Origin of the sequence: Kolteria novifilia, assembly GCA_007748055.1 — a bacterium.
Taxonomy (GTDB): Bacteria; Planctomycetota; Planctomycetia; order Kolteriales; family Kolteriaceae; genus Kolteria; species Kolteria novifilia.
Genome location: CP036279.1, coordinates 6,886,090 through 6,908,067 on the forward strand (window position 1 = coordinate 6,886,090; position 21,978 = coordinate 6,908,067).

10 protein-coding genes are annotated in these 21,978 nt (G+C 63.5%); 6 read left to right on the top strand and 4 right to left on the bottom strand.

What is annotated here, in order from left to right; translation table 11 throughout:
- Positions 1-117: 117 nt before the first annotated feature.
- Entirely contained in the window at positions 118-1,497 is a 1,380-nt protein-coding gene (locus Pan216_RS25325; RefSeq protein ID WP_419192983.1) for an outer membrane protein assembly factor BamB family protein, read from the top strand.
- A 392-nt stretch (positions 1,498-1,889) separates the two neighbouring features.
- Positions 1,890-3,044, top strand: a complete 1,155-nt coding sequence (locus Pan216_RS25330; RefSeq protein WP_145262597.1) for a hypothetical protein — start codon at positions 1,890-1,892, stop codon at positions 3,042-3,044.
- A 407-nt stretch (positions 3,045-3,451) separates the two neighbouring features.
- Here the strand turns inward: Pan216_RS25330 and Pan216_RS25335 are convergent, their stop codons facing one another.
- Both Pan216_RS25335 and Pan216_RS25340 read right to left on the bottom strand, forming a co-directional pair.
- Complete coding sequence (locus Pan216_RS25335) at positions 3,452-6,268, bottom strand: cation-translocating P-type ATPase (RefSeq protein WP_145262599.1); 2,817 nt, start codon at positions 6,266-6,268, stop codon at positions 3,452-3,454.
- A gap of 425 nt (positions 6,269-6,693) precedes the next feature.
- A complete protein-coding gene (locus Pan216_RS25340) occupies positions 6,694-7,404 on the bottom strand; it encodes an RNA polymerase sigma factor (RefSeq protein ID WP_419192984.1) in 711 nt (236 codons plus the stop codon).
- A gap of 1,939 nt (positions 7,405-9,343) precedes the next feature.
- On the opposite strand from Pan216_RS25340, the gene Pan216_RS25345 reads away from it, so the two are divergent.
- On the top strand, positions 9,344-12,115 hold the full coding sequence (locus Pan216_RS25345; protein WP_419192985.1) for a WD40 repeat domain-containing serine/threonine protein kinase: 2,772 nt from the start codon (positions 9,344-9,346) through the stop codon (positions 12,113-12,115).
- On the opposite strand, the gene Pan216_RS25350 is transcribed toward Pan216_RS25345, so the two are convergent.
- Both Pan216_RS25350 and Pan216_RS25355 read right to left on the bottom strand, forming a co-directional pair.
- A complete protein-coding gene (locus tag Pan216_RS25350; RefSeq protein WP_419192986.1) occupies positions 12,109-13,176 on the bottom strand; it encodes a formylglycine-generating enzyme family protein in 1,068 nt (355 codons plus the stop codon). The genes Pan216_RS25345 and Pan216_RS25350 overlap by 7 nt on opposite strands.
- Before the next feature lie 1,675 nt (positions 13,177-14,851).
- Positions 14,852-15,598: a polysaccharide biosynthesis/export family protein gene (locus Pan216_RS25355; RefSeq protein ID WP_145262607.1), complete on the bottom strand. Its 747-nt coding sequence runs from the start codon at positions 15,596-15,598 to the stop codon at positions 14,852-14,854.
- A 286-nt stretch (positions 15,599-15,884) separates the two neighbouring features.
- Here Pan216_RS25355 and glmM point away from each other — a divergent pair, with 286 nt between their 5' ends.
- Genes glmM through Pan216_RS25370 form a run of 3 tightly spaced genes read left to right on the top strand, consistent with a single transcriptional unit; the run spans position 15,885 to position 21,915 of the window.
- Positions 15,885-17,246, top strand: coding sequence for a phosphoglucosamine mutase (gene glmM, locus Pan216_RS25360; protein WP_145262609.1), 1,362 nt, complete (start codon positions 15,885-15,887; stop codon positions 17,244-17,246).
- 26 nt (positions 17,247-17,272) lie between these two features.
- Positions 17,273-18,493 (top strand): SGNH/GDSL hydrolase family protein, encoded by a 1,221-nt coding sequence (locus Pan216_RS25365; RefSeq protein WP_419192987.1) that lies wholly within the window; start codon positions 17,273-17,275, stop codon positions 18,491-18,493.
- Positions 18,490-21,915: a PVC-type heme-binding CxxCH protein gene (locus Pan216_RS25370; RefSeq protein WP_145262613.1), complete on the top strand. Its 3,426-nt coding sequence runs from the start codon at positions 18,490-18,492 to the stop codon at positions 21,913-21,915. The genes Pan216_RS25365 and Pan216_RS25370 overlap by 4 nt, the downstream gene beginning before the upstream one ends.
- The last annotated feature ends 63 nt before the right edge of the window (positions 21,916-21,978 follow it).

Here is a 21,978-nt window from a genome sequence, read left to right on the forward strand (position 1 = left end):
ATGGGCTGGTCTCAGACGCCGTCGCAACCGGGCAACCAGGCGGCGCCTCGATGATGTAGGTGGTATGCTAGTAGACACGTGGATCCGCACGCGCATCCAATCCGGGAGGAGATGGCGATGAGACGAGCAGGGACGGTAGTCGGACTTTGGATTCTGTGCCTGTCGACGGCAAGCGTCGGCCAAGCCCAACCCAACGTCAACGGTCCCCGTCTGCCAAGCGCCCGCAAGCTCGCTCGCCTGGAGATGACCGAGGAGTGGACCGCTCGCCTCGGCGGCCGGCGCGGCCTCGAGCAGATCAACGCACTCTATGTCGACGAGGGAATGGTCTTCCTCTCCACCACCGAGGGCGGGCTCCACTGCGTCGACGCCAACACCGGCCAACACCTTTGGACCACAAAAGTCTCCCGGTCGGGTTACCCGGTCAATCGCCCCACGGTCGCCGAGGATCGCATCTTCGTCGCCAGCGGCGTCGAGTTGCTGGAACTCGATCGCTCCACCGGCCGTGTCCTGCACCGCAAGCCGCTGCAATCGTTCACCACCGCGGGCCCCGCGCTGGCCGGCAACGTCCTCTTCTGCGAGACCGCCGACCACCGGATGAGCGCCTTCAACCTCAAGCCCACCGAAACGTATAAGTTCACTCGTTGGCCACGGCTGTGGTTCTTCCAAGCGAAGAGCGACCTCTTCTGCGCCCCCGTCGTTCGCCAGAACGTCGTCGCGCTGTTGACCGGGGAAGGGACTCTCTACGCCTTCGCCGGCGGTCAACGCCGGCTCCTCTATCGCTATGTCACGGGTTCCCCCACCCGGTCGCCGCTCGCCTCGTTCAAGGACATGGCCTACTTCGGATCGGACAACACCTCGGTCTACGCGTTGGATCTCGCCAAGCAGGGCGAAACGGTCTGGCGCTATCGGGCAAGTTATCCCGTCGAGCAGAAAGTCCTCGCCCTCGAAAAGGACGTGTTCATCGTGCCGGTCAGTTCCGGCCTGCACTGCGTCGACGCCCAAACCGGAGAAGCTCGCTGGGTCAATCCGGAGATGACCCGCGTCCTGGGCGCCAGTCCCGATCGCGTTTTCGCCTACGATCGCGCCGGCGACCTCGCCATTCTCTCGCGCGAGGATGGTCGCACGATCGGCACGCTTCCCCTCGCCGACTTCACGGTCCCGGTCGACAACCAGCACAACGATCGTCTCTACATGGCGACGCCGGATGGGGTGGTCATTTGCTTGCGAGAGAGCGCCCGACCCGAGCCCCATCTTCACGCGGCGGACAAGATCGACCTGGTGCCCGAAGCGATGGCGGGCGATGGCCCCTCCGCGGGCGAACAGGCCATCCAGCAGGAGCAGCGGCGCAAGAAGGCTTCCTCCTTCTTCGGCAACGACGACACCCCCGAGCCGGCCGAGCCCAAGTCTTCCGGCGGCAGCATGTTCGACGAGCCCGAAGAAAAGAAAGAGATGAAGAAAGAAGAGCCCAAGCGTCGCAGCCTCTTCGACGACTTCTGAGAGACAACTTTCTCACGAACAACGACCATGAACAACGTGGGGAGTGTCTCTTACCACTCCCACCTTCTTGGGGCGTTCTTACCGCTCCCCCTTGTCCAAGGGCCACTCTTATTGCTCCCCCTTGTCCAAGGGGGAGAAGGAGGGGGTCTCTTCCTCTCCTCCCCAAGCCAACATCAACGCCCCTTGCCGCGACACTCGCGACGACCCTCACGATCGATTCACCCCGAAGCCCCTCCATCGACCGCGCGCGGGAGCCTCGCGCTTCCCATCAAGCCCTCCGCCGACAAACGTCGATGACCGATACAGCAACTTCGGGGCGAGCGCTCTCCGTCGGCACCTGACGCCGCGCGCCCGCCCCGCCACGAATCGACCTCAGTGAAGGAGCGTGACCCATGAACCATGCGCGAATGCTGACAGCGATCGGACTGCTGTCGCTTCTTCTCCCGGCCAACCTCGTCGCATCGCCTCGGGTCGTCCCCCTGCACTCCTCGACGATCGCGTCCGAGGTCCCCAACTGGTATGAGTTGGGCGTCCTCCCCGGCGACTTCCTCCTCGAGTCGGACTCGGCCCGCGCCATCGTCCTGACCGCCCAAGGCCCCAAAGGTCAGGAGCGCGCCGGCGGCTGCATGATCCTCGTCGCGGGCAAGGACCCAGTCCTCTACGCGGCTGGTCCCTCGATCGGCTGGAAGGGAGCCAGGCCCCTCCGCCACGGCAACACCGTCGGCGTTCGTTTCGATCCGGCGCAACCCTATCAGGGCGAACTGAGCTACACCGTCTCCACCGACGCCGAAGGGGTCGTCGCCTCGACGCGGATCGTCAACACCTCCAGCCATCGCCTCGAGTTGCCCATCGTCGATCTTCTCGCGGGCAGCGACGAAACCCACATGGAGCGGCAAGATGGCAAACTCGTCCTGCTCGACAAGGAGAAGGGCCACGCCGTCATGACCGTCGATCACGGCCAACGCGAATCGAGCGTCGGAAAGGTCGGCGACGGCAACTGGCGACTCGGCATCGTTTCGGGCGAACCGCTCGCGGGGGTCTTCCGCCGCATGGGACGACGGATCTGGCCCGGCAGCACCAAGACGTGGCAGCCGGTCTCGGCGCAGCGCAATTGGCCCCGCACGATGCGTGACCGCGAGAGCTGGTTCCGGCTCGATCCGAAGGATCAACGATTGGTCGAACGGCGGCTCATCGTCGCGCCGGAGTACCGCGCGTCGCAAGAGCTCGCGATCGCCCCGGTGGCAACCGACAACCGCGAGGATGACCAGCCGCGTCACCGGATCGTGGGCAAGCTTCGGGCTCCCGCCTCAATGACAACATCGACCGAGCCGGAGATCATGGCCGAGGTGGAAGCGGTCGAAGAAATCGAGGAGTCGCGTTTCGTGCCCGAGTCGGCGATGGAATCGGTCGAGATCGCCCCGTCGGATGTCGAGACGCTCGGTCTGCCGCTCCTGATTCCCTCCGCCGACGAGTTGCAATCGGTGCCGACCGAGGAGACGAAGGAAGATACCAACAGCGGCCCGCTTTTGATCTTCAGCGAGCCCTAGCAGTCGCCGCGACATCATCGAAACCTCAAGCCCTCCGCACGCCGGAGGGCTCTTTCGTTTGAGTCCCGGTCGTTGATTGCCATCTCTTCCCGTAGGTCAGGCCATTGCCTGACATTCGTTCGCTTCCGGCCTTCCCCGAGCCGCGAAGCAGCGCCATCGCGTAGCCGCGGATGTGAGTCCGGGGTAAACCATCAGCCACCAATCCCCGAACTCTGAAGAAACGATACCTTCCGCATCCCGCCGATGCCGTCCCTTCAGGACGACGAACCTATTGGTCCTCTATTTCCTGGGGCTCACGCCACCAGGCGGCGCCATGCCGTCGCGACTCTTCGAAGATGGCAGGCAAATTGCCTGCCCTACGGGACTACCGGACTGACGACGCCTCCCGGAATTCTCCCGATGCTCGATCACGCCCCACTCTCGCCAGCCGCTTTGTCTCGCGAACGAAACAGCAATTTCTGCCCCTCGACGGCCCAGAACACGATGGTGCTCAACGCGATGCAAGAGATGAGCTCCAACAAGGTCAACCCGGTCGTCTTGAAAATGCCTTGCAGCGGCGCCCAGTAGATTACGCCGAGTTGCAAGCCGAACGTCAGGGCCACGGCACCGATCAGCGCCCGATTGGAAAAGATGCCGATTCGAAACAACGAATCGCGGTCGGAACGCAGCGCCATGGCGTTGCCCATCTGGGCGAGCGTCAAGACGGTGAAGACGATCGTACGCCAACGGGCTTCGCCCGCCGCGCCAGAGGCCCACCACCAGTAGCCCATCGCCAACGAGACGACTCCCATCAGCAGCCCGATCCAGGCGATATCCCAGCCCATGCCGCGTCCGAGGATATGCTCTTTCGGAGGATAGGGAGGACGTTTCATCGTGTTCCGCTCGGCCTGTTCCAGGGCTAGCGCCAGTCCAGGCAACCCGTCGGTGACCAAGTTGACCCACAGGATTTGCAGCGGCAGCAAGGGGAGCGGCATGCCCATCAAGGGACCAAGCACCATCACCCAGACCTCGCCCGCGTTGCTGGTCATCGTGTACTTGACGAACTTGCGAATGTTGTCGTAGACGATGCGGCCCTCTTCCACCGCGTTGACGATGGTGGAAAAGTTGTCGTCGAGAAGGACCATCTGCGACGCTTCCTTGGAAACGTCGGTGCCGGTGATCCCCATCGCCACCCCGATGTGCGCTTGCTTGAGGGCCGGCGCGTCGTTCACGCCATCGCCCGTCATCGCGACCACATGGCCGTTGTCTTGAAGCGCCTGGACGAGTTGCAGTTTGTGCTTGGGAGCGACCCGCGCGTAAACCGAGGTCGTTTCGACCGTGCGCCGCAGCTCGTCACCGCTGGTCCCTTCCAACTCCTGTCCCGTCCTCACCTGGCCATCCTCGGCGATGCTCAGTTGACGGGCGATATGCGTGGCGGTCAGGGGATGGTCGCCCGTGATCATCACGGGCCGAATACCGGCTAAACGGCAGCGGGCGACCGACTCGGCGGCCTCGGCTCGCGGCGGGTCGATGATCCCGAGCATCCCAATGAAGATCAGATTCTGTTCGTCATCTTCCGTGGGACTTGTGGGCGAGCCGCCCGATTCCTGTTCAATCGCCGTGTCGAACGGTCGCATCGCGACTCCTAACACGCGCATGCCACTGGCGGCCAGCTCTTCATTGGCCCTCGAAATGCGACGGCGCCAGTCGTCAGTCATCGACGTCAGCTCGTCACCGTCCCAGACCTGCTGGCACGCGTCCACGATCGCATCGACCGCCCCCTTGGTGAACGCGATGTGGTCGGAAGTCATGCGAACGATCGATCGCATCGCCGAGGGGACGGGACCGTCGTCTTGTTCGAGCGACGAGGACTCGATCCGATGCACCGTCGTCATCCGTTTGCGGTCCGAATCGAACGGCACCTCGGCCACGCGCGGCATTCGCTCCGATAGCTCGTCCTTGTGAAGTCCAAAGCGGGCGGCCGCCACCGCCAGAGCCCCTTCGGTCGGATCACCGATGGCTCGCAATTCCTGGTCCTTCTCGTCGATGTCGAGTTCCGCGTCATTGCACAGGCTCGCCCCCGTGAGCAGGAGCGCCAGCGAAGCGTTCTGCCCCGAGCTTCTCCCCATCGTGGAAGCTTGGTCGGAGTCTTCGGAATCGGTCGACGGCGAACTAGTCCGCGAATCCTTTGAGAGTTCGAGCCGATGACCGGCCACGTCGAGGACGGAAACGGTCATCCGGTTCTCGGTCAGCGTTCCGGTCTTGTCGGAGCAAATCACCGTGACCGAACCGAGCGTTTCGACCGCGGGGAGCTTGCGAATCAACGCCCGCCGGTGGAACATGCGACGCGCGCCGATCGCGAGCGTCACCGTGGCGACCGCCGGCAAGCCCTCCGGCACGATCGCGACGGCGAGGCTCATCGCTGTCATCAACATCAACTGGAAGTTCTCTCCCCGCAGCACTCCCATCGCAAAGACCAAGGCCACAATCGCGATCGCGATCATCGCCAACGCGCGACCAAGCTGGGCGAGTCGCTTTTGTAGCGGCGTCGGCTCGGCCTCGACCGTCTGGAGCGACCGAGCGATCTGTCCCAGTTCGGTCTCCATGCCGGTTTCGGTGACCACCGCCTGTCCGTGGCCGTAGGTCACCACGGTGCCCATGTAGGCCATGTTGGTTCGGTCGCCCAGCGGCATGTCGTCCCCCGCCAAGGCTTCGACCTGCTTCTCGACAGGCTCCGACTCCCCCGTCAGGGCTGACTCTTGAACCTTGAGATTGACCGATTCCCACAAGCGACAATCGGCCGGCACGTAGTTGCCGGCCTCCAAGAGGACCATGTCACCGGGAACCAATTCGCGAGCGGAGACCTCGCGCACGCTCCCCCCACGCCGGACTCGGACGATCGGGACGGCCAGCTTCTTCAACGCCGCCAGGGCCTTCTCCGCTCGATAATCTTGGACAAACCCGAGCGCCGCATTGAGCACGACGATGACGAGAATCACCACCGAATCGGTGAACTCGCCTAGGAGAGCGGAAACGCCCGCCGCGACCATCAGCAGGACGACCATCGCTCCGCTGAGTTGTTCCAAGAGGATCTTTGCCGGCCCACGGCCGCCGGTTTCCACAAGTTCGTTGGGGCCGTGTTGAGCGAACCGTCGCTTGGCTTCATCTTCCGCCAAGCCACGTTCGATGGGGGAATCGAGCTGGCTGGTGACCCCGGACACACTCTCCTGGTACCAAGTCGACATGCGTGGCGCCTTTCGCGAACGAGCAACCAGGGCAAGGCAACCGAGTCGGCGTTGCCAAGGATCGCCCATGCCCCATGACTTTTCTCGGCCCAGACAACGTCACTGGTCGTTGTCGGAAAACGACAATCCGTCTTCAATGGCCTGCGCCAGGGGTGCCGCCGAAACGTTCGGATCGGGGGTAAAACAAAGGGTTTCGGGCGAGATCGAGGAGTAAGTGCGCCGTGGTTCACGCCATCTGCCGGCGCGACTGCGACTCTTGGAAGATGGCAGGCAAATGGCCTGCCCTACGGGGAGATCATTCACCACATCTCTCGGAGATGGTGGGTTAAGAACCACTGCACGTGTTGCGCAACCATTCACCCGACGATGTCAAGAAAAAGCAAAAGCCCTCCGAACTTCGGAGGGCTTTCACTGCTGAGGGTTAGTCATGAGGCGACGGCCACCGCGACCGGGGCGCCGACCTCGTCACGTCGACGAGTGCCGTCGCGCGGGAGCCGTGGCTCCAAACGCTCGGGCGCGTCATCGTCGACCTCTTGGTCATCGGCGGCATGATCCGCGAGCGTTGAGGTGGTGCGGAGCACCGACTCGAGTCGACCCCGGGCCACGTGCAGACGCCGCTTCACGGTGCCGAGGGGAACCTCGAACTCCTCGGCGATCCACGCCAAGGAGCGACCGTTCAGGTAGAAGGCGACGAGCACGTCCCGGTCCATGGGACGCAGGCTCGCGACCGCTTCGCGAACCAAGTCGCGCCGCTCCCGATCGAGCACGCTATCGAGCGGGCCGTCGCCCGAGTCGCGTCGCTGCTCCATCTGCTCGGGACCGACCGTCGCCAGGGGCGGCCGTCGGGTCTTGCGGTTGAGGGCCAAGCGAACCGTGATTCGCTGGAGCCACGCACCGATGCAAGCCGGCTCCCGCAGTTGCGGGATCTTCCGAAGCGCGTGGAGGAAGACCTCCTGAACCAGTTCCGCCGCTTCGTGGTGGTCTGACTGCCAACGCCGGGCGGTGGCCCAGACGAGTCCCTGGTACCGGTTGGTCAGTTCGCCAAAAGCATCCCGATCACCCGCTTGAGCCCGGTTGACCAAGCGGGCGAGCGCCCGCTCCTCGTCGTCAGTCCTTGTTGAGGTTTGGGTATCCATCTGTGTCATGTCCTTTCCCGAGCGACGCGGGGGGAGCGTCCTCGGCTCATCTATGGGGAGAAATCAATGGGAAGTCGCGCGACGTTCGACTCCGAGGAGCGAGAAGAGGTTGGCAACGCGCGAACAGAGCGCAACGTCAACAACCACTCGCGGTCCGAAGGAGCGAGCCGATGCGTGGAACGAATTTCCGAGAAGGAATAATCCCGTTCGGGTCAGCTAGCGCAACAGAACGCCGTGACGCCACGCATCGGTAACCGCATTCGTTCGCGTTTCATGGCGAACGGGCGCGGTTTGGTCGTCGTTAGGCCAACTCCTTGGAACAGGAGTCGCCACAAATACGACCAGGGCGTCGACCCTCGATGGAAAGCCCATGAACATGGGGACATGACCACGGAGGTGACGACCGAGATAACGCTCACGCGAACATCAACGCCGGCCTTAATGGCAATAGCCTGAGCCGCATTAATGGTCTCGATGATGCGATCGAACATCTTCGGCACCTCCGCAAACTAGAGGGAGCAATCATTGGTAGACCTGGGGACTCTCCCCCAGGCGGGTCGGTCACTAGACCGATCAGTGACCCCGAGCCACACCTGTCGCGGCCTCGGAATCGATTCCTGCGCTGTCCTGCCAAACAGGACCGTCGCAATGGTTGACACGCGACCCTATCTTGCGGTTCGCGCGCCGTACGCGGAATTCGGTTATTTTTAACTTCTTTTTCGACCAAATACAATCGCCACGGCGCTAGATTCCCTCCAAAACGCACCAAAGGGCGTCGTTTTCGAGCAGCTTTTGCCTCCTGTCCGCGGACGGGAACCAGTCTTCTGGTGGGACTCGCACAAGGAATCTGGTGACGCGGTTCAGACGTTCACCATTGCTTCATCAAATCTTGATTGCCCCGCTATTGATCCCTACCTTCTTTGACCTACCGTAGCCGGCGGAGAACAACCCGTTGACGTCCCCGGAGGGACCCGCTGCCCGTCGAGCGAGATTTCGTGCTTCGCTCGGTGGCTCTTTATCGGACGTTAACGCCAATATCGAACGGATGCGACCTGGCGACAAAACACCTCAAACACCTACCGCAATTGAGGATACGTCGCAAACAATCCCGTTCCTCGACCAAGAGGTCCACGGCGCGGCGTTTGCATATGTCCCCGAGGCGGCTCTGGTGACCAATATTCGCGATTGATCGTAACGCGTTGTCACAAGACCGCTCCGGGGCGTTCAAGGATGAGAAAGGCACCGGGCATGATGATTCCCGGCTTGAAGACGGGTACGCGATCCAGTATCCGCACTCTCCGGCTTCGACGACCGCAACCGCTGGGTCGACCTGATGGTATCAGTCGTTGTTTGCCGGAGATGAGCAATGTTCCTCTCGGAAGGGCAATACGTGGGAAGCTTGGGTTGGATGGCAGCTTTGGGGGCAATTGCGTTGCTGGGGCCCTTGGAGGAAAGCCGATCAACAAGACAAGACGTCATCGCAAGCGTTTCCTGAGCGTACGTCCGTCCGGCGAAGGAGATCATTCCCCCTGCGACCCCCTCTTTCGACGTGCCTCGCGGGCCCCGGCCTTGAGTGGAGGCCTCTCGAAAGTGCCAAATGGCCTCGTCCGAGGAGGCCCCTCGGCCGCCACGATGCCGGCCACGTTCATGTGTCCAAAAGGGTAGTCACTGTCGCCAACGCCTCTCGCGCATCAGGGAAGTAGACGAGAAGACGCCATGAAGCGAACCGAACGACTGCTGTGGGACCGGAAACACACACCAACGCCTTAACCGGCGGAGTATGCAACACGATGAGCATCCTCGACGTGAGAGGAACGCGCGGCCGCCGAGGCGCTCGCGAGTTGTTCCTGAACTGGTTCGGCCCAAATCGCCGAACTTCACCACTTTGGGTGACCTCTCTCTTATGAGTGATCGAGTCAAGAAAGCCCCTGAGGGGATCATGACGCTGGATCGATTTATCGACGAGGTCGTCGCCAGCGGTCTGATGACGCGGGCCGCGGTCACTGCCGTGCGCGATCGACTCAATCGGGAACAGCGCACGATGCAGGGACTGGCTGATGCGCTGATCAAGCGGAAGTTCCTCACCATTTGGGAAGCTCGCCAAATCGCCGCCAAGCGCGGACGCTTTCTGTTGCTTGAGGGACGCTATCGGCTCAAGAGCAAGCTCGGCGAAGGGGGCATGGGCGCGGTCTTTCGCGCGCTCGATATCCAGCTCGACCGCCGCGTCGCCCTCAAGATCCCGCGGACCGATCGGCTTGAGAACCCCTCGACCCTGAAGCGTTTCCGCCGCGAAGCGCTCGCTCACGGCCGGCTCGAGCATCCGGGGATCGTGCGCGCCCTTGATGTCGGCTCCGATGGTCCCATCCACTTTATCGTCTTCGAATGGGTCGAGGGACTCGACCTGCGCCGGCTCGTCGGCAAGAACGGCCCGCTCTCGGCCCCTGTCGCGGCCGACTACATGCTGCGTTCGGCCGAGGCGATGGCCTTCGCCCATGCCCGCGGCGTCACCCACCGGGACGTCAAGCCCGGCAACATCATGATTACTCCCGACGATCGCCTCAAAGTGCTCGATCTCGGGTTCGCGCGACTGACCGCTCCCCAGCAAGTCGATCCCGAGGAGCGACCGAGCGAGTACGCTCAGTTGACCAAAGTCGGCTCCCTCGTCGGCACCGTCGACTACATGGCTCCCGAACAAGCGCGCGACACGCGCCAAGCCGACGTTCGCAGCGACATCTACGGGATGGGGTGCACCTTCTACTTTGCCCTCACCGGTCGACCGCCCTACCCGGCGAAGAACTCGATCGATGCCCTCTTTCGGCACGCGAAGGATCCCATTCCCCGCGTTCCGGGAGGCGATCCGACGCTCGACGCGATCTTGCGCCGCATGATGGCGAAGAAGCCCGCCGATCGCTACCAGAGTTTCGAGGACGTGATCCGAGCGCTCGAGGCGTGGCTAAACTCGCCGGCCGAGGCGCGCCACTTGGCCGTCATCGACGATCCGGGGATCGCCAAACTTGAGGAAACGATCGAGGTCGCGCCAAGGCGCGATTCGGGGAACGACTCTCCCGAACAAGACATCCCCACCTGGTTGGCGACGCTCGACGATCCGACCAAGTCCCCGGCCCCCTTGAGTCGAGGTGACTCGTCCATCGATGAGCGGTCGCGGCCTTGGGGTCACCTCGTGTCGACCGTGATCGCCGCGACCCTGCTGCTGGTCGGTGGTTCGATCCTTTGGAACAAGGCCGGCCAGACCCAAATCGACGTCCAGTGGCCCGAGGATCAGCGGACCGGAGGCACGATCATCGTCGATGGAAAGACGCGACTGCTTCCGACGGTCGGCAGTCTGGTCTATCCGGGCTCGTGGGGCGAGCGCCAAGTGGCGATGTCCCGTCCCGGCTACTTGCCGCTGACCTTCACCGTCGACTTGGCGCGTGGCGAGCGACGCGTGCTCAATCCTCGCTGGGCCCCCACCGCCGCGACCCGGCGACGTCAGGAGATCACCCAACTCGAGGAAGCGGTCGCCGACATCGCCACCCGCAACGCGGATGATCCGGACGTCGCGCGACTGCGCCGTTCGCTCTTCGATTTCCAAGCCCGCTGGCGACAGACCAAGGAGAGTCTGCGGGCGGCCACGCTGTTGTCGCGATTGCCGAGCCCGCACGACGGGCGGAGCTTCGTTTCCGACTCCGGCTTCGGCCCGCCGCTCGTGGATGATCTTCCGATCGTCGCGGTGTGGGCTCAAGCGGGGTCGACCGAATGGACTTACCGTCACGAGGCGAAGCTCTCCCGCGACGGCGAACTGCTCATCGTTCCGACCCCGAAGAAAGGACTCTCCGTCCTTCATCTTCGCGAGAACCAAGAGACCCGCGACTTGGCGGTGCCGGCCTTCTCGGGAAGGCTCGACGTCGACGAGGCGACCCAACGCGTGGCAACGCTCGAGAATCAGCGAACCGTCCGCGTCCGCGACTTGACGACCGGCGAGATCCTCTGGTCGCAGGAGAGCGAGCACGACCTCAGCGACGTCAGCTTCTGCCCCGGTGGTAGCCATCTCGCGGTGAGCGGGTTCCCCAAGCCGGAATCGGTCGCGATTCTCGATGCCTCGACCGGCCAAGTGCGGCTCACCTTGCAGGGCAGCCGTCAGACGGTGCGTGCCATCGCGTACAGCCCGCAGGGAAGCCTGCTGGCATCGGTCTGCCAAAACGACACCGGCGAACCGGCCGAGATCAAGATCTGGGACGTCACCCAAGGAGTCGAATGGATGACGATTCGCGAGAGTCGCTCCACCCCGACCGCCGTCGCCTTCAGTCCCGACGGGCATTTCGTCGCGACCGGTGCCGAGGATGGGGCGATTTCGCTCTGGGACACCGAGTCGGGTGAGTCGATCGAGGACTATCGTGGCCATGAGGGAGCGATCACCACGCTCTGCTTCCGGCCCGATGGGAAGCAGTTCGCCTCCGGCTCGGAGGACGGGACCGTCCGGTTGTGGCAGACCGAGTCGCGCCAGCCGGAAGCGACCTTCCAGATCGGCCCCAGAAACGGTCGGGTCAACAGCGTGATCTACAGCCCCGAGGGACGCCATCTCGTCACCGCCAATGGCGATGGGACGGTATACATGCTTCGTCTGGAGGGTTCGGCCAGCTACCGGCCGCGCAAGATGCCCGCGACGCCGACCTTCGACATCACGTCGGAACGCGGACCGGGCCGCTATTGAGAAGCGGTCGAGGAAGCCTTGCCCCCCTCGTCGCGAACCACGCGAAACCCGACAACGTTCGAACGGTAGTCGGGCCGCACGGGACGACGCCTGCCCGACATCGTGTCCCAATGATGGCTCGTCCAGTCCCCACCACGAATGATGCGAAAGTCGCCCGTCTTCGGACCGCTCGGGTCGGCTTCGGGGGAATTGGCGTAGTAGGTCGCGTCATACCAATCCGAGACCCACTCACCCGCGTTGCCATGCATGTCGTAGAGGCCGAAGTCGTTCGGCTTCTTCTTCCCCACCGGATGCGTTCCCTTCCCGCCGCTGGAGTTGACCCACGCGTAGTCATCGACGATGGGATACTCGTCGCCGAAGGACCATAGCGTCTGCTGCTTCCAGATCGGGTCGACCGCACGGCAGGCGTACTCCCACTCCGCCTCGGTCGGCAGCCGGTAGGTCGCCCCTTCCTTTTTGCCCAGCCAATCGCAAAAGGCGAGGGCGTCGGAGTAGGAGACGAGTACCGCGGGGTTGTATTTAGTCTGCTCGAAGCCGGGCGAGCGCCAGCTCACCGAGCGTTGCTGGGACGCGGGCTCGTTGCCGCCCACTTGGATCTCGCCACCGCTGCCGTTGGTCTCCGCGAGGGTCTTGTACTTCGCCTCGTCGCAGAACTGCGCGAACTGGGCGACGGTCACCTCGGTCGCGGAGATCGCGAAGGGTTTGGTGATCTTGACGGTGTGTTCGGGGAACTCGTCCTCGCGGCGTTTGGCATCGCGTTCGTGAAAGTACCCCCCCATGGTGAACTCGCCGGCCGGAATGACCATCATCTTCATCCCAAGCGAGTTCTTCGTCGCCTTGGCGCGGGGGCCGGACTCGAAGGGAGAGATGAGCTTGTCCTCGGGGAGTTCGGGGGTCGACATCTCGTCGTCGGTCTTGGTCTCCGGATCCGCCGGGGTCGATGCCGAGTCGTCGGCGTTTTTTGGCTTGGCCTTGGCCTGGGTCGACGTCGTTCCGCCGCATCCGGCCACCAGACCCAAGACGAGAGGAAGCATCAAGAGCGTTGACCAACGTGCGAACATACGCGGCCTCGTGAATTCGAGAAGAAGGGAAATTGCCCAGCAGCAACCATACTCGGCCCGAAGGACCAGTGCCAACGAGAATTCCCGAGCGAGGGAAACAGGAGGAAGGACCATCGCCCACCAGGGAAGGGCACTCGCCCCTGGCCAGCACGCAGTTGTAGGGTGGGCCTTGGCCCATCAGGAAAGGCTGTCGCCCCAGCGAGCACGAGGCATGACGATCGGGTAGGATCAAGGAAGGGAACCGAACGCACCTCGTCGCATGAGGCCATGACGTGAAGCGATGGCAGCGAACGACTGTCGATCATCGTCAACGGCAACGCCGTCATCTGGTCGTCAACGGCAACGTCGTCGTCTGGTCGTCAACGGCAACACCTTCATCTGGTCGTCAACGGCAACGCCGTTGTCTGGTCGTCAATGGCAACGCCGTCGTCTGGTCGTCAACGGCAACGCCGTTGTCTATTGAAGCCCAGGGTCGCGCTTCGCGCACCCTGGGTACCGAACCATCAAAAAACCAACCCCGCAAGGGGTTGTCTAGTGGCGATGAACGGCCCTCTTGGCCAGACTCGGCAGCGTAGTCTAGAAAACCCTTTCAGGGTTTCCGGACCGTTGATCATCGCCACCCAGGGTGCGCGAAGCGCGACCCTGGGCTTCGCTAGACAATGCCTTCGGCATAAAGTCAAAAACACCGGCACTTCGACACTAAAAAACGAGAGTTCGTGGCCCCCGCACCTCTCCCGACCGCGTGACATTCCCTACATGAACGGCAACGATTTCCACGCCGCAATCAAACACGATTCCTTGCACAAACGGCAACGGTGTTCTCTTAGGGAGGTAGCCCTAGGGTCGCGCTTCGCGCACCCTGGGTACCGAACCATCAAAAAACCAACCCCGCAAGGGGTTGTCTAGTCGTCAACGGCAACACCTTCATCTGGTCGTCAACGGCAACGCCGTTGTCTATTGAAGCCCAGGGTCGCGCTTCGCGCACCCTGGGTACCGAACCATCAAAAAACCAACCCCGCAAGGGGTTGTCTAGTGGCGATGAACGGCCCTCTTGGCCAGACTCGGCAGCGTAGTCTAGAAAACCCTTTCAGGGTTTCCGGACCGTTGATCATCGCCACCCAGGGTGCGCGAAGCGCGACCCTGGGCTTCGCTAGACAATGCCTTCGGCATAAAGTCAAAAACACCGGCAATTCGACACTAAAAAACGAGAGATCGTGGCCCCCGCACCTCTCCCGACCGCGTGACATTCCCTACATGAACGGCAACGATTTCCACGCCGCAATCACACACGATTCGCTAGGCAATGCCTTCGGCATAAAGTCAAAAACACCGGCACTTCGACACTAAAAAACGAGAGATCGTGGCCCCCGCACCTCTCCCGACCGCGTGACATTCCCTACATGAACGGCAACGATTTCCACGCCGCAATCACACACGATTCGCTAGACAATGCCTTCGGCATAAAGTCAAAAAACACCGGCACTTCGACACTAAAAAACGAGAGATCGTGGCCCCCGCACCTCTCCCGACCGCGTGACATTCCCTACATGAACGGCAACGATTTCCACGCCGCAATCACACACGATTCCTTGCACAAACGGCAACGGTGTTCTCTTAGGGAGGTAGCCCAGGGTTCGCGCTTCGCGCTCCCAGAATGGGAATGCGGGAGACCGCGCTACCGCTCGACGTAGGATTCCGAGTGGCGTTTGCGAAGTCGGGCGAGGGATCCGAAGGTGGCGCCGCGCGAACGCGAGGCGGTTTCGGGGCGGTCGGGTTCGATATAGACGTAGTCGCCCGGTTCGACGTGGATCCGCTCGGTCGAGAGGGGACGAAGATGGCTATCGAGCTTCACGGTCGCGATGTAGGGAACCTCACCAATCGAGCGTCGCGGCCGAACGACGCGAACGCGATAGCCCTTGCGCGAACGACAGCCGACCCGCCTGAGGAAGTCGACGAGCGACTCGCGACCGTGGTAGGCGACGGGCACCGGCTCGTCGAAGTCGCGATCCCCGTAGACGTAGACGAACTGGCCGTTGAAGGCCCCCACCTCGACACGGCCCTCACCCCAACAGGGGCAGCCCTCCTTGCAAAGGCGCTGGCAGATCTCCGCGGTCGTCATGTTGTCGACGCGAAGCTCCTTGCCCTCGGGCAGTTCGATGCAGCCATCGGGGCGCACACGAACCTCTTCGCAGGGTCCGCCGTCGGACGGCGTGATGCGAAGCGTATCGCCCGTGGCGACGCGGTAGTTGGGATCTTGTCGGAGGTTCTTCGTGGAGGTGAGGGAGCGCAGGTGGGACGATTCGAGCACGCCACGACTGGCGCATCCAGCGTTTGCCAGCGTGAGTGCGGCAAGAACGACCTGTCGAATCATCAACGGGGTCGGCATCGTGGTAACCGGATGCTCCTGGAGACTCGATGCCAAGCGCCATCCCTGAACGGCACTGCCTTCGCGTCATTTCCCTGTCTGACCAAATCGTCTCTTTTGCGCGGTCGACTTTAGGCTAGAATGGGCAACCTAACGAAAATGACGAGATCGGACACCTTCCAACCGCACCCGCGAGCGGTCGCTTCCGCGCCGTGGCGTGGACTCGAGGCCGATTCGCATGCCGGTCTTGTCGACTCGGGGGCGTGAAGATACCTTCGTCATGATCGTGAGGACGAGTCGTCCCCTCGTCGCCTGTTTGTTGCCGCCCAAAGCTGGATGATCGATGCCGCAGCCATCTGCCGACTACCCGCTCATTGTCGGAGTCTCCGGAATTCGAGGAATCGTCGGGCACAGCCTGACGCCCGATGTCGTGACCAAGTTCGCCGCCTGTTTCGGCACCCCTCGGTCGGGAAAGACGATCGTCGTCTCCCGCGACGGTAGGTCCAGTGGCGAGATGCTCGTCCGCGCCGCCACCGCCGGTCTGTTGGCGGTCGGCTGTGACGTGCTCGATCTCGGGATCGCTTCGACGCCGACTTGCGGTTTCATGGTGAAAGAACACGGCGCTGCGGGAGGCCTCCAGGTCACCGCCAGCCACAACCCGCCGCAGTGGAACGGGCTCAAGCTCTTTCGCCCCGAAGGCTTCGTCCTCAGCCCCGACGAAGGCCAACGCGTCGCCGAGGACTACCACGCCGACAACCGGCGCTACGCCGAATGGGAGTCGATCGGCAACGTGCACGGCAACGTCGACGCGTACCTCCCCCATCTGCATCGCGTCCTTTCGCTCGTCGACGCCGACGCGATTCGACGCCGACACTTCCGCGTGGTGCTCGACGCGAATCATGCCTCGGGAGCCGTCTTCGCGCCGCGCCTGCTCGAGATGCTCGATTGCCAGCTCGAGATCCTCGGCGCGGAGCCCAACGGCCGCTTCGAGCACATGCCCGAACCGATCGAAGAAAACCTCGGCGGCCTGGCCAAAGCGGTGCGCGAGGCCCGTGCCGATATCGGGTTCGCGGTCGATCCCGACGGCGATCGGCTCGCGGTCGTCGACGGCACCGGACGCTACATCGGGGAAGAGTACACCCTCGCGCTGTCGATCCTGCACCGACTCGCTCAAAAGACCGGCCCGGTCGTCCTCAACGGTTCGACCAGCCGAGTCTCGGAGGAGGCGGCCCGTCGCTACGACTGCCCCGTCTTTCGCACCAAGGTCGGCGAGGTTCATGTCGCCGAGCGCATGCTGGCCGAGGGAGCGGTGATCGGCGGCGAGGGAAACGGGGGCGTGATCGACCCGCGCGTCGGCATGGGTCGCGATAGCAGCATCGCGATGGCCCTCCTGCTCGAACTCCTTACGACCCGCGAGCAGCCCTTGGCGGAGATCGTCGACGAGTTGCCCCGCTTCGAGATCGAGAAACGCAAGTTCTCCATCAGCGGCCTCGACCTCGCGGCCCTCTTCGACCGCATCAAGATCCACTTCGCCGACGGCGACCTCGACACCGCCGACGGCATTCGCGTCACCTGGAAGGATTCCTGGGTTCAGATCCGCGCCAGCAACACCGAACCGATCGTTCGCGTCTTCGCCGAGGCTCGCGACCGGAGCCGCGCCAACGAACTCTGCGACCAAGTCCACCGACTCATCGAGATCGGATGAAGGCCACCAAGGGTAGAGAGACAGCCATGACGAGATCCCTGAAAGCGACGATCACCCTGCTCGTGGTCGGCGCCATCGCCGGCCCGATCGCCGCGAACGAACCGTTTCTCCTTCGGGACGGCGATCGTGTCGTCCTCGTTGGCGACACGTTGCTCGAACGGGCGCAGCGGCAAGGCTATTTCGAGACCGCCCTGCTCTCCCGCTTCCCCGACGCCGACGTCACCTTCCGCAACCTGGCGTGGAGCGCCGACACCGTCAACGGCGTCTCGCGTGCCTACTTCGATGCCCCCGCGAAGGGACGCGAACGGCTCGTCGAGCAACTCAAGACGGCCGATCCGTCGGTCCTCATCCTCGGCTACGGTCGGGCCGACGCCGCCGCGGGGCCCGATCAGGTCGAAACCTTCGCCAAGGACTATCGCCAGTTGCTCGCCGACGCCGCCGGCAAGGAGACCCGTCTCCACTTGATCACGCCGCTGCCCCAAGAAGCGAATTCGACGTCACCGGACGACCTCTCGCAACGGAACGAAACCCTCGCCGCTTACGCGAAAGCCGTCAGGGAACTGGCGGAGTCGACGGGAGCCCGAACCATCGACCTCGCGGCCTCCGACGAATCACGGGCCGCCCCGCTCACCGACAACGGCGTCCATCCCTCGCCCTGGGGCTACTGGTGGCTCGCCCCCGAGTTCGAACGACTGCTCGGGCTCGACAAGCAAGTGATCCTCGTCGACCTCGACGCCAAGGGAAACGTCCACGAGGCCCAGAAGACGATCATCACGGACATCAAAACGCCCTCCGGCGGGCTCTCCTTCAACCAGCTCGATCGCCGTCTGCCGACGCCACCCCTACCCGCCCACGCGCCGAAGGACGGGGCGCATCCCTGGGTCGTCGAGAGCCGACTGCGGGTTCGGGACTTGCCGGAGGGAAACTATTCCATCGCCATCGACGGCACTCGGGTCGCGACCGCCTCGGCTCGGGAACTCGCCCAAGGCATCGTCCTGGAGAAGACGCCCGGCCACCAGCAGGCCGAGGAACTCCGCGGCCAGGTGTGCCGGAAAAACCGACTCTTTTTCCATTCCTATCGACCGCAAAACATCACCTACCTGCTCGGCTTTCGCAAGCACGAGCAAGGACACAACGCCAAGGAAATCGACGAGCTCCGCGAGCATGTCGCCGAGACCGAAAAGACGATCAACACACTACGCCAACCGACCAACCATCAAGTCGTGATCCAGAAGGAGTCCTCATGACGGGAATGATCGCCCTCCCGATCGTCTCGATCCTGCTCGCGAGCCTCTCGGCGACGGCCGACGCCGACGCGCCATCGCACGAGATCGAAGCGGCCGAGGGTTTCGAGGTCGAGCTCTTCGCCGCCGATCCCAACATCGCCAAACCGATCCAGATGACCTTCGACGACCAGGGCCGACTCTGGGTCGCGACCTCGCGCAGCTACCCCCAACTCGAGCCGGGTGCCGAACCGAACGACCAGATCTATGTCCTCGAAGACACCGATGGCGACGGCAAGGCCGACAAGTCGACCGTCTTCGCCGACGGCTTGCTCATGCCCACCGGCATCGCGGTTGGCGACGGCGGCGTCTATGTCGGGCATAGCACCGAAGTACTCCATCTCTCCGACACCGACGGCGACGGCAAGGCCGATCGCACCCGCGTCGTTCTCTCCGGCTTCGGGACCGAGGATACCCATCACCTCGTCCACACCTTCCGCTGGGGACCGGGCGGCGCCCTGCACTTCGCCCAGTCGATTTACATCCACAGCCACGTCGAGACCCCTTGGGGCGTCCATCGCCTCAACGGCGGTGGCTTCTGGATGTATCGTCCCGGCTCCCACCGGCTCGACGTCTTGGTCCGTGGCATGGTCAACTCCTGGGGCATCGCCTTTGACAACGCGGGCCAAGCCTTTGGCGTCGACAACGACCACGATTCGGTGAAATACTTTCTCCCGGGAGCCCGACTTCGGTTCACCCCGGGCGAAAAGCTCATCCTCCAGGGCCTCGTCAGCGACAAGCCGAAGTATTGCGGCGCGGAGATCATCGCCAGCCGCCACTTCCCCGACGACTGGCAAGGCGACTTGATCACGTGCGATTTCCGCGCCCATCGCGTCTGTCGCTACAAGCTCACCGAGGACGGAGCCGGTTTCGCCGCGAAGGAGCTCGAACCCCTTCTCTCGTCCGAGGACATCACCTTCCGACCGATCGATGTCAAACTCGGCCCCGATGGGGCCCTCTACGTCTGTGACTGGTACAACCCCATCATCAATCACGGCGAAGTCGACTTCCGCGACCCCCGGCGCGACAAGACCCACGGGCGCATCTGGCGAGTCGTGCGCAAGGACCGCGAGCTCGCTCCCAAGCCCGATTTCGCCAACGCCTCCATCGACGAACTCCTCACGCTGCAAACGTCACCGGAGAAGTGGAGTCGGCTCGAGGCACGCCGGGCACTTCTCGACCATCCCCGCGAGGATGTTCGCAAGGATCTCGGCGCCTGGGTCGCCAAGCAGTCGGACGACCTACTCAAGCTTCGCGGCTTGTGGACCTATCAAACGCTCGAGGAAGTCGAGCTCCCGCTCCTGGAGTCACTCCTCGATTCGAAGAATCCCGAGGTCCGTGCGGCGGCGGTCCGTGTCCTCTCCGATTGGCACGATCGCGTTCCCGAAACATTGAAGCTGCTGACGAAACGTGTCGGCGACGACCATCCGCGAGTCCGTATGGAAGCGGTACGGGCCTTGGCCAAACTTCAGCGCCGCGAGGCGACGAAGCTCGCCCTCACGGCACTCGATCAGCCGACCGACCGCTTCCTCGACTACGCGCTGAAGCTGACCAGCCGGGAGACCGCTCCACACTGGCTTCCGACTCTTCAGGATCCGAGCACGATCGCGGGTCTCTCGCCCGAGTCGGCGCGCCACTGGACCTTCGCCCTGTTGGCCCTCGATCACCCCTCCGCCGCCGGTCCCCTCTTGCAGCTTTGGCGAAAAGGGCTCATCCCCCCCGAGGACCTCCCCAACGTCCTCTCGAGCTTGTCGAAGCATGGCGGACCGAGCCATTTGCGCGCGATTCTCGACGAAATCGTCTCCTCCGAGAGCGAGTCGGTGACCACCGATGCCCAGCGGGCGCAGTTGCTCGCGACGCTCGCCAGCGCCTCGAAGCTCCGACGCGTCAAACCGGACGGCGACCTCTCGAAGGCCCTGACCGGGTTGCTCGGCTCGCCGGAAGCGAACTTGCGGAAGCAAGCGTGCCTGTTGGCCGCGTTGTGGAACGTCGAGGCTCTCTGGCCTCGCGTCCGGGACTTGGCCGCCAGCAGTGACGCCAAGCCGGCCGTGACCGCGGCGGCGATCGAGGCGCTCGGCGTCTATGGGGGCAAGCGAAGTGCCGGCGAACTCGAAAAGATCGTCGCCACCTCCACCAAGCCACAAGATCGGCTCGCCGCCCTGAGGGCTCTCGTGCCCCTCGCCCCGAAGAATGCCGCCAGACTCGCGGTCCCGTTGCTGACCAAGGCGACCAACGCGGCGGAGGCCAAGCCGGTCTTCGAGGCGTTTCTCTCTCACCGGCGTGGTCCGGCGGCGCTCGCGGAGGGATTGGGCGGAAACATTCTCGGAGAGGAAGTCGCCCGGGAGGGGATCAATCTGGTCAGCGTCTCCGGGCAAGTCGCCCCCGGACTGGTCGGGGCCCTTACCAAGGCCGGCTCGCTTCCCGACACCGCGCGAACGCTCAGCAAGGAGCAGCTCGCCAAGCTCGTCGCTCAAGCCCGACGCCAGGGCAACCCCCATCGCGGCCAGAAGATCTACCAGCGGGAGAAGCTCAACTGCGTCAAATGCCACGCGATCCGAGGCACCGGCGGCAAGGTCGGCCCCGACCTGACCACCATCGGCGCGAGCGCTCCTCTGGACTACTTGATCGAATCGCTGCTCCTGCCGGGCGCGAAGGTCAAGGAAAACTACCACTCGATGACGATCGTCACTGCCGACGGCGATATCGTCACCGGCATCCCCGTCCGCAAGACCAACGACCAAGTCGTGCTTCGTAACGGCGAGGACAAGCTCATCACCATCGCCACCGCCGACATCGACGAATCGAAGCTTGGCGGCTCGCTGATGCCGGTCGGCCTGACCGACTCGCTCCAGCCCCAAGAGTTCCTCGATCTTGTCCGCTATCTTGGCGAACTCGGCAAGCCCGGCCCCTTCGGACCGACCGAGCAGCTCACCGCCCGAACCTGGCGACTGCTCGGCCCCTTCACCAAGCAGGTCGGCGACGAACTGCAATCGGGGCTGATCGCGGGGGCCACCCCGCCGCCACCTCGCGCGTGGCGGCCGACGTCGGTGACCAACGCGGGCTGGGTCTCGATCCGCAACTTCGCCCTCAACCCCGATCGCCCCGTCCTCTACGGCAGCGTCGACGTCGACGTGACCAAACCGGGCAAGTTCGCCCTCGCCCTCGAACCGATCGCCGGCCCCGCGACGGTCTGGCTCGACGGCAAGCCAATCGCGGCCTCGCAAAGTGATGGGAAGGAGTCGACGTACAACGTCGAGCTCTCCAAGGGCGTGCATCGTTTGCTCGTTCGGATGGACCTCCACCCCGAGCTGCGTTTCCTCAAGGCTCGCGGGTTCCCGTTGGATCCCGACGCCGAGCTACGTTTCACCATCGACGCGGAGAGATAGGTTCGGGCTTCGCCATCGAGTCCTTCGGAGGTGAACGGAGACTCGATCGTGGTCACTGCCCCA